This window comes from Pirellulales bacterium (assembly GCA_036490175.1).
GTDB lineage: Bacteria > Planctomycetota > Planctomycetia > Pirellulales > JACPPG01 > JACPPG01.
On the sequence record DASXEJ010000168.1, the window covers coordinates 1 to 13,614 of the forward strand.

General features: G+C 60.8%; 12 protein-coding genes. 5 read left to right on the plus strand and 7 right to left on the minus strand.

The genetic code is table 11. The annotated features are described in order from the left end of the window. The 3 genes from VGG64_12765 to VGG64_12775 form a co-directional block, all read right to left on the minus strand. A partial coding sequence (locus VGG64_12765; protein HEY1600470.1) for a hypothetical protein occupies nt 1-333 on the minus strand: 333 nt, incomplete at its 3' end. 323 nt (nt 334-656) lie between these two features. Continuing rightward, complete coding sequence (locus VGG64_12770; protein HEY1600471.1) at nt 657-1,355, minus strand: TylF/MycF/NovP-related O-methyltransferase; 699 nt, start codon at nt 1,353-1,355, stop codon at nt 657-659. Between the two features lie 204 nt (nt 1,356-1,559). Next, on the minus strand, nt 1,560-2,231 hold the full coding sequence (locus VGG64_12775) for a hypothetical protein (GenBank protein HEY1600472.1): 672 nt from the start codon (nt 2,229-2,231) through the stop codon (nt 1,560-1,562). A 156-nt stretch (nt 2,232-2,387) separates the two neighbouring features. Here VGG64_12775 and rlmN point away from each other — a divergent pair, with 156 nt between their 5' ends. From rlmN to VGG64_12795, 4 genes are all read left to right on the plus strand, one after another. Beyond that, nucleotides 2,388-3,470, plus strand: a complete 1,083-nt coding sequence (rlmN, locus tag VGG64_12780) for a 23S rRNA (adenine(2503)-C(2))-methyltransferase RlmN (GenBank protein HEY1600473.1) — start codon at nt 2,388-2,390, stop codon at nt 3,468-3,470. Nucleotides 3,471-3,874: 404 nt separating this feature from the next. Beyond that, complete coding sequence (locus tag VGG64_12785; GenBank protein HEY1600474.1) at nt 3,875-4,516, plus strand: sigma-70 family RNA polymerase sigma factor; 642 nt, start codon at nt 3,875-3,877, stop codon at nt 4,514-4,516. 4 nt (nt 4,517-4,520) lie between these two features. After that, nucleotides 4,521-5,030, plus strand: coding sequence for a hypothetical protein (locus VGG64_12790; GenBank protein HEY1600475.1), 510 nt, complete (start codon nt 4,521-4,523; stop codon nt 5,028-5,030). 46 nt (nt 5,031-5,076) lie between these two features. Then, nucleotides 5,077-5,925: a hypothetical protein gene (locus VGG64_12795; GenBank protein ID HEY1600476.1), complete on the plus strand. Its 849-nt coding sequence runs from the start codon at nt 5,077-5,079 to the stop codon at nt 5,923-5,925. 56 nt (nt 5,926-5,981) lie between these two features. On the opposite strand, the gene sppA is transcribed toward VGG64_12795, so the two are convergent. Next, entirely contained in the window at nt 5,982-7,046 is a 1,065-nt protein-coding gene (gene sppA / locus VGG64_12800) for a signal peptide peptidase SppA (protein ID HEY1600477.1), read from the minus strand. 637 nt (nt 7,047-7,683) lie between these two features. Here sppA and VGG64_12805 point away from each other — a divergent pair. Further along, on the plus strand, nt 7,684-8,439 hold the full coding sequence (locus tag VGG64_12805; GenBank protein ID HEY1600478.1) for a TIM barrel protein: 756 nt from the start codon (nt 7,684-7,686) through the stop codon (nt 8,437-8,439). 66 nt (nt 8,440-8,505) lie between these two features. Here the strand turns inward: VGG64_12805 and VGG64_12810 are convergent, their stop codons facing one another. The 3 genes from VGG64_12810 to VGG64_12820 form a co-directional block, all read right to left on the minus strand. Continuing rightward, nucleotides 8,506-9,804 (minus strand): acetyl ornithine aminotransferase family protein, encoded by a 1,299-nt coding sequence (locus VGG64_12810; GenBank protein ID HEY1600479.1) that lies wholly within the window; start codon nt 9,802-9,804, stop codon nt 8,506-8,508. Nucleotides 9,805-9,889: 85 nt separating this feature from the next. Then, on the minus strand, nt 9,890-11,440 hold the full coding sequence (locus VGG64_12815) for an aldehyde dehydrogenase family protein (GenBank protein HEY1600480.1): 1,551 nt from the start codon (nt 11,438-11,440) through the stop codon (nt 9,890-9,892). A 371-nt stretch (nt 11,441-11,811) separates the two neighbouring features. Further along, nucleotides 11,812-13,122: a hypothetical protein gene (locus VGG64_12820; GenBank protein ID HEY1600481.1), complete on the minus strand. Its 1,311-nt coding sequence runs from the start codon at nt 13,120-13,122 to the stop codon at nt 11,812-11,814. Nucleotides 13,123-13,614: the final 492 nt, after the last annotated feature.

The window sequence follows — 13,614 nt, forward strand, 5'->3', positions numbered from 1 at the left end:
CAATGTGATTGTTGAAGTTCCGTTCAATCCCATCATATCACGCATGGTCAACGTCACGCCGGTGATCGTCGCTCCCGCAGGTACGTTGGCGGGATTGAATTCGACCAATCCCCGGCGAATGCTGATCGTGGCCGTCGTATTAGGTCCCGACCCATCCTGGGCCGTTCTGCCGACAAAAATATCGCCTGCGCCATTGCTGAGTTGGCTGGCGGCATTCGTATCCTGGATCAGCGTGTTGTCCTTGACCGGCGTGAGCGTGACTGACCCGGCAGCCGAAATTTGTACCACCGTAAATAGAAGGGCGGACGCGACAAAGAATGATTTCAGCATCATGAAAGGCCTCAAACGCGAGTGAATCAAGGTGTATACGTCCACGACCCCAGCACCGGCTTGCCTTGGGGCACGATAGTATCAATACACTGACACGATGATGTCAATCCCCTCGGCCGCCCTATAACTCCCTGCGATCGCGCTACATGGCCCGTTTTCTTTCTCAACGGCAGTTGGCCATTCTCGCGCCGACATCACCGCCATCGGGGCTGGCGTCCGGTAGCGGCGGCATTAGCCCTGGGCAAGGCCTTGATGGCGAGGTTTCCGTCGCCTGGTGAGATTCCGCCGTACATCGCGTGCCGGCAAGCGCTTAGCGACGCCTGCCGTTAGGCGATCTTCAAGACCATGCACTGCGTACTGGGCAATTCGATCAGCGCTTCGGGCTTGTCTTTCAAGAACTTAGCGAACGCTTCGCGCACGCCCGACAAGATCGAGTAATCGTGCGACAGCATGACTCCGCCGGGAATCATGCGCGGATAAAAGAATTCCAGGCAGGCCAACGTCCCTTCGTACAGATCGACGTCGAAATGGGCAAAGGAAAAACGCAGGTTCTCCACCGGGCCAGATGACTCCGGAAACCGCCCCTTGTAGAACGAGACGTTGGGAAAATTGCCCAGATAGCCTCGCACCGATTCCAAGCTGCAACTGTATTGATTCGCACGATGCACGTTGCCGTCCTGGGCGGCCGGCTTGGGAAGCCCTTCGAAGGTGTCGAACAGGTGCAGGGGCCGATCTCCCTTGGCCTCGCAAATCATGCGTGCCGAGCCGCCCTGATAGGTGCCCACCTCGGCGATGTGCCCCTCTTGCTTGCTTTGTGCCTTGGCGAGCGAATAGACGGTGTAGGCCTCGTTGGCGGTGAGCAGCCAACGCCGTTCGCGGCGCACGCGTCGAATGAGGCGCACCACGTCGCTGTCCTTGTGACCGCCCAGGCCGAGCAGTTCCATGAACGCGACGAGTCGGATGCTGGTCCGCTCGATAACGCCACCGCCGACAAGGCGCTGAAAGCGCTGATTCCTCAGCCACATGGTCCGTTACCCCTTCTGCGGTGCTCCGACCGCGCGAAGTGAAATCGTGCGCGTTGCACTGGTGCCGTCGCGTGCTCCCTCGCGCGAAACTCGAAGCGAATGGCACCGGATGTTTCCACGATGGCCATGCCGCCCCCCAGGTCCCCGGCAGGCCACCCTCCGCACGCGATCCTACGGATTGGCGGGCGAATTGCAAGAACACGACTAACGGATCGACTTCAGCGTTTGTTCCACCTGTTCCAGATCGTGTTGATCGGCATTAACTTGCAGGAACAGGATCGCGGTCCCACCGTGTCCTTCGAATTCGCCCATGGCCCGAATTAGCTTTTGGCCGGATTTGGCGGTTCCTTCTTCGATGAGGAACTGGGCCGGTTTGCCGCGAATTTCGATTTCGAGCTTGTGGGATTCGTCGCGTTTAAAGTCGTCGTCGGCATCTTCATCGGGATTGTGGTCGTCCATCGCCTGATCGATCACTTGCCGTAATCGCTTCTGATCGACAGCGACGGAAGATTCAAAAAACTCGGCGATGCCAAGTATCTCTTTGTCCCCTTCGCTCGTGTAAACGGAGGCAAGCAGCATGCGCCGATCGATAAAGGGCAGCTTCAAATCGATGGCAGCCTTGGGATTCAGCCCGGCCGGTATGTCGATCGTGGCAATTTCTCCCAAAACAGTTTGGACGTTTGCCGGATCGCGGTTGACATTCCCCTTCATCCACTCGTAGCCAAACCAGGTCGTGGCGAAGATGCCGCCGCAGCAGAGCAAGAACAACACACCACAGCCAAGCCCGCAGCCGACCAGAATTTTGCCAGCGGTGCTCATGCCCTCGCGGGGTGGCGGCGGGGGAGGTTCGACCTGAAACCGCTGGGCGTCCGACATTTTTGCTAGCTCCGAATGACTGAAATCGGTCGGCATTCTCGCCCTGTTCGACCTGGCCTGTCAATCTCGTTCGGCCGCGCAAGGCCGTCCGACGGCGATACCGCCGGCAACCAGGGCCGCAACATGTATAATCGGGTATTCGCTTTCGCTGCTGGAATGTTGGGATCCCCCGTGCGCAACCTGCTGGAACAATCGACGGACGAGTTGGCCGATTGGCTGGCTGCGCAGGGTGAACCCCGTTACCGTGCCGACCAGGTCCGTGGCTGGTTATTCGAACGGCGTGCCGCCGGGTTCGAGCAGATGACGAATCTGCCCAACCAGCTCCGGCAAAAGCTGGCGGACGAATTCACGATCTTTACATCCCGGATTGCATTGCATCGGCAAGCGGCCGACGGCACCGAGAAGCTGTTGCTGGCCCTGGCCGATGACCATCGCATCGAGTGCGTGCTGATCCGCGAGCACGATCGACGCACGATTTGCATCAGCACGCAAGTCGGTTGCGCGATGGGATGTGTTTTCTGTGCCAGCGGCCTGGACGGGGTCGTGCGTAATCTTTCGACCGGCGAAATCCTGGAACAAATGCTGCACTTGCAGCGACTGTTGCCGGCCGACGAGCGTTTGAGCAACATCGTGGTGATGGGGATGGGTGAGCCACTGGCCAACCTCGCGGCCCTTTTGCCGGCCCTGCGCGTGGCGACGAGTCCCACAGGATTAGGCATTGGCGCACGCAAGATCACGGTCTCGACCGTAGGGCTGCCAGCCGCCATGGATCGGCTGACCGCCGAAGACGTTCAGTATCACCTGGCCGTCAGCCTGCACGCTCCGGATGACGAACTGCGCAGCCAATTGGTTCCGGTCAGCCGCAATATCGGCCTAGCGGCCGTAATGGCAGCCGCCGACCGATTTTTCGACGCCAATCGTCGTCGACTGACATTCGAGTACGTCCTGCTGGGCGGACTGAACGACCAGCCCGAGCACGCTCGGCGGCTGGCGAGCGTGCTGGCCGGCCGAATGGCGCTGTTGAACGTGATTCCCTACAATCCTGTGGCGGGATTACCGTATCAAACCCCCACGGCCTCCGCGCAAGAGCGTTTTCTGCAGATTCTGGATCAGGCCGGCATCAATGTGCAGGTCCGCACCCGCAAGGGGGACCGCATCGACGCGGCCTGCGGGCAATTGCGACGGTTGCAGAATGTCGCCATGCCGGCCTCAATCAATGCCGGTCCAAGCCCTGCGTAGAAACCGCCGCCGGGGTGTGGGGTTGAATGGTTAGCAGGGATCGGGCGTCGGCACGCAGTTCGAAATCGTGCAACACCAGTTGATTATGCCCACAGGACGATTGCGGAGTCCAATTAGTGTTTGGGGTGCCGGGGTCGAGCGAGGCGAGCCCCCAGTTTGTCGCCAAAGTCTGGGGGCGGAGAATACGCCGACCCAGGCACCGTCGACTTTGCAATCCTCCTGATTCGCCCCGGACATTACAAGCTTGCTGGCAACGAGTGTATGCTGAAGGAGTAACGCGCCAGGGTGCCAAGAGCCGACGGGCGATCTCGAGCAGCGCCCGGTGCCAGACTCAATGAAGATGATTCTTGAGCCCCCGAGAGATGCGATCGAACCAATCTTGTTGACCGCATATGAGGACGTCGTTGGCAGTCAGCGATAATTCGGCCGAAGGCTACGAGCTGCGCGACCCCGACGTGCGGTTGATGCTGGAAGTGCGCGACGACAGCGCCGCCGCGTTCGAAGAATTGATGTTGCGCTACCAGAATCGCCTGGTAACGGTGCTCGAACACCTGGTCGGCGGTCGCGACCAGGCCGAGGATCTGGCCCAGGAAGTGTTTCTGCGCGTGTACCGATCGCGCAAGCGTTATGTACCGGGCGCCAAATTCTCGACCTGGCTGTTTACCATCGCCAACAATGTGGCCGCCAACGCCCGCCGCACGCGTTCGCGCCGTCGTGAGGTCAGCCTGTCGGTCAGCGATGGCAGTTCCTCAGACGGTAACCGGCTGGATCAATTGGCCCAAGCGGCCAGCGGACTGATGCCTGCCCGGCAGTTAGACAAGGCCGAAATGCGCGACATCATTCGCGTGGCCATTGAAAGTTTGAACGAGCGGCAGCGGATGGCCGTACTGCTGAGCAAGTTTGAGAACATGAGCTACGCCGACATCGCCGACTCTATGGAAATGTCGCAAGAGGCCATCAAATCGCTGCTTTCGCGGGCCAGGTTGAACCTGAAAGAAGTCTTGGAACCGTACTTGGAGCGAGGCGACCGTCCAGCCACGGACTGAAACCATGAATGAGCCACAAACGCCCGCCGACGACGATCGCGGGCTTGACGAACAACTGGTTAGCTACCTGGACGGCGAGCTCGATGCCGCCGAGTCGCGCGAAGTTGAGGAAGCGCTGGCCCAAAATCCGCGCGTGCGCCAAGAGCTGCAGCAACTGGAACGGAGCTGGCAGTTGCTCGACGAATTGCCGCGCACCCAGGTAGACGAGTCGTTCACACGTTCAACCGTGGAAATGATCGCCGTACAGGCCGAGAAGGACCTGGTTGCCATTCAGGCACAATTGCCGCAACGACGTCGACGCGTTTGGCTGGTGGCCGCGGGAGCGCTACTAACGGCCGCGGTGGCGGGCTTCTTGACCTCAACCGTGCTTACGCAACGCGCTGACGAAAAGCTGCTCAGCGATCTGCCGGTGATCGAAAATTTCGACCAGTACCGAGAGGTGGAAGACCTCGAATTCCTGCGGATGCTCAAGAGCCAGGGCTTCCTGGAGCCGAAGGACAAACATGAGCGGTAATCGAACCGGAAAGCTCCGAGAATTATCGCCACGCGCGGCCTTGGCAATGATTTTGACGCTAATACCGTGCGGGCGCGCCACACGGGCGGACGAAACGACCGCCGAGCGGCGAGCGCGGCTGGAAAACATGGATGCCGAGAAGCGCGAGCAACTAGCGCAGAACTATGAGCGTTTCTTGCATCTCGATCCGCAAGATCGCCAACGGCTGCGGCAGCTCGACGCCGCGCTGGAAGAGGCCCCCGATCGCGATGAACTGCGGCAAGTGATGCAGCGCTATCACGAATGGCTGAACGAGCTTCCGGCCAGCCAGCGACTGACGCTCGCGGCGCTGCCGGCCGAAGATCGTCTGAAGCGGGTCGAGGAAATTCGCGGTTTCCAGGGACATCAGCGGCACAAGCTCAATCCTCAGGACGTCGAGGCAGTTTCCGATTGGGCCAGGAAGCACGACGTGCAACGCAAGTGGTTCGAAGCCCGACGCAACGGCAGCGAGGGCCCCGTGATTACCGCTGAGGCGGTGGCCGACTTGCGAACGTCACTGTCGGACGAATCGAAACGGGTATTGGACGAAGCGCTCACAGACGACAAGCAACGCGCGCTACTGACAAGCTGGGTTTTCCAGACCAGGCGCACGGGAGGAGCTGGTGGCTTCCGTACGGGTTTCCGCATGCCTAGCGAGGAAGAGGTGCAGGCCTTCTTCAAAACGGAATTGAGCGACGACGAACGTGCGTATTTGCGCGCTTTGCCGACCGATCAGATGCAGCGTGAGCTCGCGCACCTATGGCGCGAAAAACACGCCAGGCCAGGGGATGGCACGCGCGAGAAAGGGGAAGGACGTGGTTTCGGTCCAGGTCGCCGAGGCGTGCCCCGCACCGATCCAGAGAAGCAGACGAATTAGCTTTGTCGCTTCCCAAGGTCAGCGCGTTTCGACCTTGCAGACTAGTCAGAGCAACGTCATTCCGTGGCCGTCAGCGGCAACTGCCAATTGCAGAGGAAGTAGGCCCGGGGCGTAGCCAGGTCGAGCATCGCGGCGACGTTCCAGGGGGAACGTGCCTCGGCATTGAAGGGCATCGAGAGCAAGTTCGCGCGTTGCTTATACTTGACCACGCGGACATTCGGTTCTGAAAGGCCCGCCAGCGACGTGGCGCGGGCAATGGCCTCTTCGATGTACCCTTGCTCGTCAACTAAGCCGTTGGCCACGGCCTGGTCCGCAGTAAAGACCTGGCCGGTCGTGACTTTGGCCAGAGCTTCCGGGTCCTTGGCGAAGGCCGGTCTGCCGGCCTTCACGATGTTCTGAAAACGCTGAAAACTGTCGTCGACCAGTTCCTTGAAGATTTCCTTCTCTTCCGTCGTCATAGGGCGAGTCGGAGTGCCCATTTGTTTGAGCGGCCCGCTTTTGATCGAGTCTTCCTCGACCTCCCAGTGCTTCATCAGCCCGGCCACGTTGTAGTGGGGAATGATGACACCGATGGAGCCGGTCCAGGTCGTGGGCTCGGCGAAAATTACTTTTTCCTCAGGGCCGACGGCCATGGCGATGTAGTACCCACCGCTGGCGGCCAGGCCCCCCATGCTGACGACGATCGGAATCTTGCGCGCTTCGACCATCTTACGGAGATGGTGGTACAGATAATCGCTGGCCGTGACGGTGCCGCCGGGCGAATTGACGCGCAGCACGATGGCGCGCACGTGCGGGTCGTCGTGTACGTGGTCGATTTGCTTCTTGATGAAACCTTCGCCGTCGAGAATCGCGCCGTCGACAGTGATAATCGCAATTTTGTCGGTCGCCGTCTTCGACAGCGAGTGATAATGTTCCGTAACCTGGGTATCCGCACCCTCAAATGCTGCAGACAAAGCGCCCAAGCCCAAGGCCAGTATCACGAACGAGCAGAGCACAAATAGAAAAAGGTAGAGCAACGATCCCAACAAGCGGGACAGCAATCCGCGGCGCGGCGGCCCGGCCATGACAATGCGTTCGATAACCTGCGGCGACTGCCCGTACTGGGGGTCGTTGGGAGCCATAAGTCTTCCTTTTGCTGGTTCCTGCACAGCGCGAAAAACGGTTCCGACGAATTGCTGGCCTGCCGTGGTCGGCGAAACGCCGCGACGATCGCAGAACGCCCTCGATCGCCAGCTTATCGTCTCGTCACATGATACCGACGCGTGACGAGGCTGTAACCTACGACCATCGTGCACGCTTGCGCCGTCGCGTTTCCATTATAACAAATGCGATTTCGCACACAGGTGCCCCGACGATTCGGTACCCATCGTGTCGTCTGCCAGCACAATGAATAGGGCGTGCAATCGATGGCGGGCAAGCGCTACAAGCGTCGCGACCCCGGTCGCACGTCGTAGCTAGTGGCCTCCGGATCCCGCGCCTGATTCGGCTGCGACATCGTAATGCGATGCTCGAAGGCGTCCTGGCACTCCGGGACACGGCGTCGGCCGGGGTGTTGCCAGCGGGCACCCTCGGGTAGTAAGCTACTGCATCAATCGGATTTCGGGCCAGGGAGTAAGGCGGGAACATTGGGAGAAATCCCCGCAGCACGACAACGGGATAACCGGATTTCGTCGCACTGCGATTTTCGCCGAGAAGCCGACGAGTACGTGTCGGCTGGTCTTACCGTGGTTCGTCGTCTCTAGACAAAGGAGTGGTCTGGTGTTTGTGGCTGCGTCAACGGACTGCTTTGCTGACTTGCCATTAGACGCGGCGCTCGAGCGGCTCGTCGACTTGGAATACAACCGTGTCGAGATCGTATTGCGCGAGCGCGGAAATCAACTCAGGCCTTCGCAAGTACATGCGAACCTTGAGGAAGCGGTGCTTGCCTGCCGCGAGACGCACCGGCTGACGCCGATCGCGTACGTTGTCGATATCGATGCGGAAGGGGACCTGTACTACGAGCAGTTCTCCGCCTGTTGCAAACTGGCCAAGGCGACCAAGGTCGTAACGATCACGGTCCCTTCCGGCGAACTCGGCACTCCCTTCAATGCCGAGATCGAACGACTACGCGAGCTGGTACGCATTGGGTCACTCGATGGGGTGCAAGTCGGTCTCAAGACCGAAGTGGGCCACATGAGCCAAGACCCCAACACCGCCATCGTGTTGTGCGACAACGTCAAAGGCCTGGGGATCACGCTCGACCCCAGCCATTTTGTCTTTGGACCCCACAAGGGCGGCAACTACGACCAGATATTCAAGTACGTGATCCACCTGCAGCTGCGCGACACGACCAAGGACAAGCTGCAAGTGCGCATCGGCCAGGGCGAAGTCGAATACGGCCGACTGGTCACGCAATTGGGAAAGCACCGCTACAATCGGGCCCTGTGCGTGGATATCAGCGACATCCCAGACTCGGGTGTCGATCACATGGCCGAAATGCGGAAAATGCGCCTGCTGCTAGAAAGCCTGCTGTAAAGCGCAGTTTTTGCAAAGCGCACTATTCGCACGCAGTTGCAGCGGGCTGACCGTTCGCGCAACCGATCAGTTCGCTGCCACGTCCGCGCAGGCTTCGGCAAAGATCGCCAGGGCCGAGTCGACCTGATCCGCGGTGACGCATAGCGGCGGACAGAAACGAACGCCCGCCTTGCCGCAGCCCAGCAACAATAGGCCGCGATGAAAGGCGGCATCGATGATGCCCTCGCGACGTTGCGGGTCCGGCCTCTGGTTTGACATCGCGTCGATGGCCACCATCAGTCCCAAGCCGCGCGGGTTGGCCAGACCTGAGTCCAACTGGGCCAGTTGGCGTAAGCCGGCCAATAACTGATCGCCGCGCCGGGCGGCGTTCTCCAGGTATTCACGCTCGAGCAAATCGAGTGTCACTAGCGCCGCACGACAGCAGACCGGATTACCCCCGAACGTCGAGGCGTGGCTGCCCGAGGGCCAATCCATCAACTCGGCGCGGGCCACGACGGCCCCCAGCGGTAGTCCGCTCGCAATGCCCTTGGCCAGGCAGACGACATCGGGCACCAGGCCGAAGTGTTCGCAGGCAAACATCTTGCCTGTGCGGCCAATGCCCGACTGGACTTCGTCGGCCACGAGCAGGATGCCGTAGCGGTCGCAGATGCGTCGCAACATCGGCAGAAAATGAGGCTCGGGCACCCGATACCCCCCTTCTCCCTGGATCGGTTCGACGAAAATCGCGGCCACCTCATCGGGAGCGCAAACCGTGTGAAATTGCTCTTCGAGCGCGGCTTCGTCGCAATTGAAAGGAATGCGATGGACGCCCGGCAACAGCGGGCCGAAGCCGCGCTGATGGATCGCCTTCGAGCCGCTGATCGACATGGCGCCAAACGTGCGACCGTGAAATGCGCCGTAACACGAAATGATGCGCTGCCGGCCGGTGTGATACCGCGCGAGTTTCAGTGCCGCCTCGATCGACTCCGCACCACTGTTGGTGAAGAAGACGCGCTTGGGTTGCGAGCCGGGCGCCAAGCGGGTCAAACGCTCGGCCAATTCAATTTCGGGTGTGTAGTAGAAATCTGTGCCCGACATGTGGATCAGCCGGGTCGATTGATCTACGATGGCCGCCACGACTTCGGGGTGCGAATGGCCAGTGGCCGTCACCGCGATGCCAGACGTGAAGTCCAGAAATAGGTTGCCATCCACGTCTTCGATCGTGCAGCCGGCGCCGCGGGCCGCGACCAGCGGATACACGCGGGTGTAAGACGGTGAGATGACCTGATCGTCGCGAGCAATCCAGGCGGCCGCCTTCGGGCCGGGGAGCGACGTCCTCAGCAACGGACGAGTTACGTCACAAATTGTCGCGGCGGTGGCATGCATGGTTCGCTCTCCTTTGTTCGCCGGGGGCCGTTTTGCTGCGCCGGCGTCCTTAAGGTTTCGTTCTCTTCATACGGGACCGGTTCACTTAGGGTTTACGTGGTCCATCATTCGCCGGCTCGTCCCCCACTTGCGCACTCATCCCCTGTGCCATAGTGATGCTGCGTGCGTAATTGACCGTGAATGCCGTCTTGTGCGTAACCGCGTCGACCAAGGCGGCTGCCGACGGCTGACCGTTGCCGCTTCGTTTCACCCCGCCAAACGGCAGATGTACCTCGGCCCCGATGCACGGCAAGTTGACGTAGCCCATGCCGTAGTCGCACTCATCGCGATAGATTCGCCAACGGCGATAGTCCTCGGTGATGACGGCCATCGACAACCCAAAAGGCGTGTCGTTGTAGATCTCGATCGCCTGCTCATCGCTGTCGAAGGGGACAATGGCCACATGCGGGCCAAACACTTCCTCGCGGATTGTCCGCGCCGTAGGCCGGTGTTCCTGCACATAGACAAAGGGCGCCAGAAACAGGCCTTCGGCGTGCGGCGCGTCGGACATCCGTCCGCCAGTCAGCAGAATCTTGGCCCCTTCGTGGGCTGCCAGGTCGTTGTACTCGAGCACTTTATCGATGCCGGCTTGATTGATGAGCGGGCCTGCGAAAACGTCGGCGCCGAATGGATCGCCGAATTTCAGTCGCCGCGCCTGCGATACGAATTGCTCTGCAAATCGGTCGACCAACCGCCGATGAACGAGCAGCCGGCCCGCCGAAACGCAACGCTGCCCGGCGGTCTTGAATGCGCTGAGAATGCTGGCATTCACGGCCAGAGAAAGATCGGCATCTTCACAAACGATCACGGCGCTCTTCGAACCCATCTCGAGCGCGCACGTTTTATAATCGCTAGCGGCTGCCAGGCGGCGGATATGCGCACCGACGTTGTAGCTGCCCGTAAACGCGACGACGTCGACATCGGAATGACGAGCCAACGCATCCCCGGCCTCCTCGCCGAGCCCGTGGACCAGGTTGATCGTGCCGGCGGGAAATCCTGCCTCCTCGAACAGTCGCACCAGGCGCTCGCCGATCTCGGGCGTTTCTTCCGACGGTTTGAAAACGGTCGTATTGCCTTCCAGCAAACTGGGGCCGAGCATCCACAGCGGCACGGCAAACGGAAAGTTCCAAGGCGTGATCACGGCCACTACGCCGCGTGGTTTGCGCCGCACATAAAGATCCTTGTCCGCGATCTCGGATTCCACGACCTGCCCCGTCGGCTGGCGGGCCGTCCCGAAGACGTACTCCACCATGTGCAGCCCTTCGACGACCTCGGCTCGGGCCTCGTTGAGGACTTTGCCATTTTCGCGCGCGAGCACGGCGGCCAGTTCGTCGGTATCGCGACGTATCAAATTCGCCAGATTCAGGAACAGCTCGCCACGGCGAATCCGGCTGGTATGACGCCAAGCCGGAAATGCCTTGCGCGCCGCTCGGACGGCTTCGTCGATCTCGGCCGACGTGCCACGCGGATAGACGCCCAGCAACTCGCCGACATGGGCCGGATTGACGTTCTCAAAAACCTCGCCGGACGCTGGGTGCCAAGATCCACCCAAGAATTGGCGGCCCTGCCAGGAACCGGTGACGACTCGACTCGCCATAGGGCACCTCGCGCGTGCGGTGACTAGATTCAACGAGAAAGGCTAACCCATCGCCGCCTGCCGAGGGAAGTGCGACTTGCGGTGCGACGAGGGGCGAGATCTGCGACCGAAGGACGCCTCCCTGCTGGCAAAGCGTCCGCCGTCGAGAGCCGCTTACGGCCTTATTAGAACAATAGGCCAGAGCACGCTGCCGGCAAGCGTGCTTCGTATGGCACTGATTGTCAGGCAATCATCGGACGATTGCCGGGCAACACGATAGCGTCGCAAGCGGCCTGCCCACGGCGCGAGCCACCCCGCGGGACGACACTTGGTATGGCACGAAAAACAGCCATGCTCGCCTGCCGTGCGCCTGCCAGCATGACGCGTATTCATCAGCCGCCCGATTTGTTGCCGCCCATTGGCGGTTGCATCCCGGGGTGCGCTGACACGGTTTCCGACTGGACGAGGGCCGGCGGCATGGCAAGCTCGATCGCGCTGGAGCTCTCGACGGCGCCTGGTCGGGCCGACGTTGCTGACGCCCTTTTCGATAGGCCTCCGAATGCTAGATGCCAGAGCGACGTGATCCACTGCCAGCCACAGACGATCGCCACGGCGAAACCAAGAATCGACAGATAAAAGGCTATCGGCAGTTCGCTAGATAGCGCGGCGGCTACGATTCCCCCCACCAGGGCACAAGCCGCGACGACCCCCTGCCCTGTCGTAGAACGCTTGAAACTCTTGCGGAAGTGCAAGTCGAGCAGCGAGGTCGTGTGCAGGTGGGCCAACTCGCGCATGGCAGACATGTCGACGGACTGTTCCGCAGGACGATTGGCTCGCACGGGAAGTTCCGTGAGGATTTCCGGCTTGTCTTCGCTCGCGACGTCCGCTGCTTCGTCGGCTCCTTTAGTACCAAGGCTATCGGGCGAATGCGGCTGATACACCACTTCCTCCCGGCGGGACTTCTTGCCCACGCGTTCCAGCAGCCCCGCCATGTAGTCGTCGATCGACGCGTCGGTCTCGTGGCCGGCCCCCCCCTCGGTAGTTTTGCCGCTCGACGTGCCGACAGTGTGACTTTCGCGGGACTCGGCTGCCGGCAGAACGAATTTTCGAAGAGGCCGATTCGCCTCCTCTGCCTCGTCCTCATCATCACCATCTTGCTGCTCGGCTGTTGTCATGCCGAGGCGCTCGAGCAGGCCGATCGCGGTGACCGGAGCTTCGGCCGAGATTGACTCGAAGAGAATTTCGTCAGCCTCCGGGGGCGAAGACGGCGAACTTTCCTGGGCTTCCGCATCTCGTTGGGCGGTCGCTGCGCGCTCGATGATCAGTTCCTCGGATTCGGGCACTTGATCCTCCACATCCGCCACGGAATCGGTCGGGCCGTCCGTCAGCTCGCTCATCGTCCGCAATTGCGCGCGGCATGTTCGCAGCTCCTGCAACAGGCGGCGGGCGCGACCCCGGTTTAACGCGCATCCCTCGCGCCGCTGGCTGTCCTGCTGCCACAGACGTAAAGTCGTCTCGCGCAGCGACGCACCCGGCTCGTCACGAATTTCGAGCGTTTGGCCAGTGTCGGCGTCGCCGCTCGCTGCGTTTAAGTCCATGACTTCGAACACCGCCGAACCAACCTGCAGGCAGTCGCCCGGCGAAACGACCGCGTCGACGAATTCTTTCCCATTCAAGAGCGTGTCCTGTGACCAACATCGCACGACTACCTCTCGCTCTCCGCGCAGGATCAGGCAGTGCATGGATCGCGCCCCTGGGCCGCGCACACGCAGATTGCATGACTCGTCCGCACCGATCGCGCAGCGGCGGGCCGAAATCGACACCAGTTGCCGGTTGTCTCCCGCGGCATCTCCTGGCTTTTGAAACCGGAGAACCAGGGAGCCGGTAGGGCTGCTCGCCGAGGTCTTTGATTCCATCTGGTCCAACATGGGCGACGTGTCCCCTAAGACGAGCCGTGAACGGTGGTTGAGAAATACCCATATTGGACGTACCTTATGGCCAATTCACAGTCAAAACGGTCTGGTTCCAGGTCACTTCGACGCAGCCTGGCTAAAAAAGGCCGGGCCCTCCATAGCCGGACAGACGAAAAGCGACTGGAAACGCCTGCTGGCAGCTCCGGAACTGGCCTTGCAGCAAAAATCGGCTGCATATCTTTGCCGGTTGTGTCGATTATCGGATAGCGTTCGCTGAGGCAG

Coding starts and splice junctions, on each gene's coding strand:
- VGG64_12770 (HEY1600471.1), bottom strand. CDS start 1,355: ATGTGGCTGAGGAATCAGCGCTTTCAGCGCCTTGTCGGCGGTGGCGTT.
- VGG64_12775 (HEY1600472.1), bottom strand. CDS start 2,231: ATGTCGGACGCCCAGCGGTTTCAGGTCGAACCTCCCCCGCCGCCACCC.
- rlmN (HEY1600473.1), top strand. CDS start 2,388: ATGTTGGGATCCCCCGTGCGCAACCTGCTGGAACAATCGACGGACGAG.
- VGG64_12790 (HEY1600475.1), top strand. CDS start 4,521: ATGAATGAGCCACAAACGCCCGCCGACGACGATCGCGGGCTTGACGAA.
- VGG64_12795 (HEY1600476.1), top strand. CDS start 5,077: ATGATTTTGACGCTAATACCGTGCGGGCGCGCCACACGGGCGGACGAA.
- sppA (HEY1600477.1), bottom strand. CDS start 7,046: ATGGCTCCCAACGACCCCCAGTACGGGCAGTCGCCGCAGGTTATCGAA.
- VGG64_12810 (HEY1600479.1), bottom strand. CDS start 9,804: ATGCATGCCACCGCCGCGACAATTTGTGACGTAACTCGTCCGTTGCTG.
- VGG64_12815 (HEY1600480.1), bottom strand. CDS start 11,440: ATGGCGAGTCGAGTCGTCACCGGTTCCTGGCAGGGCCGCCAATTCTTG.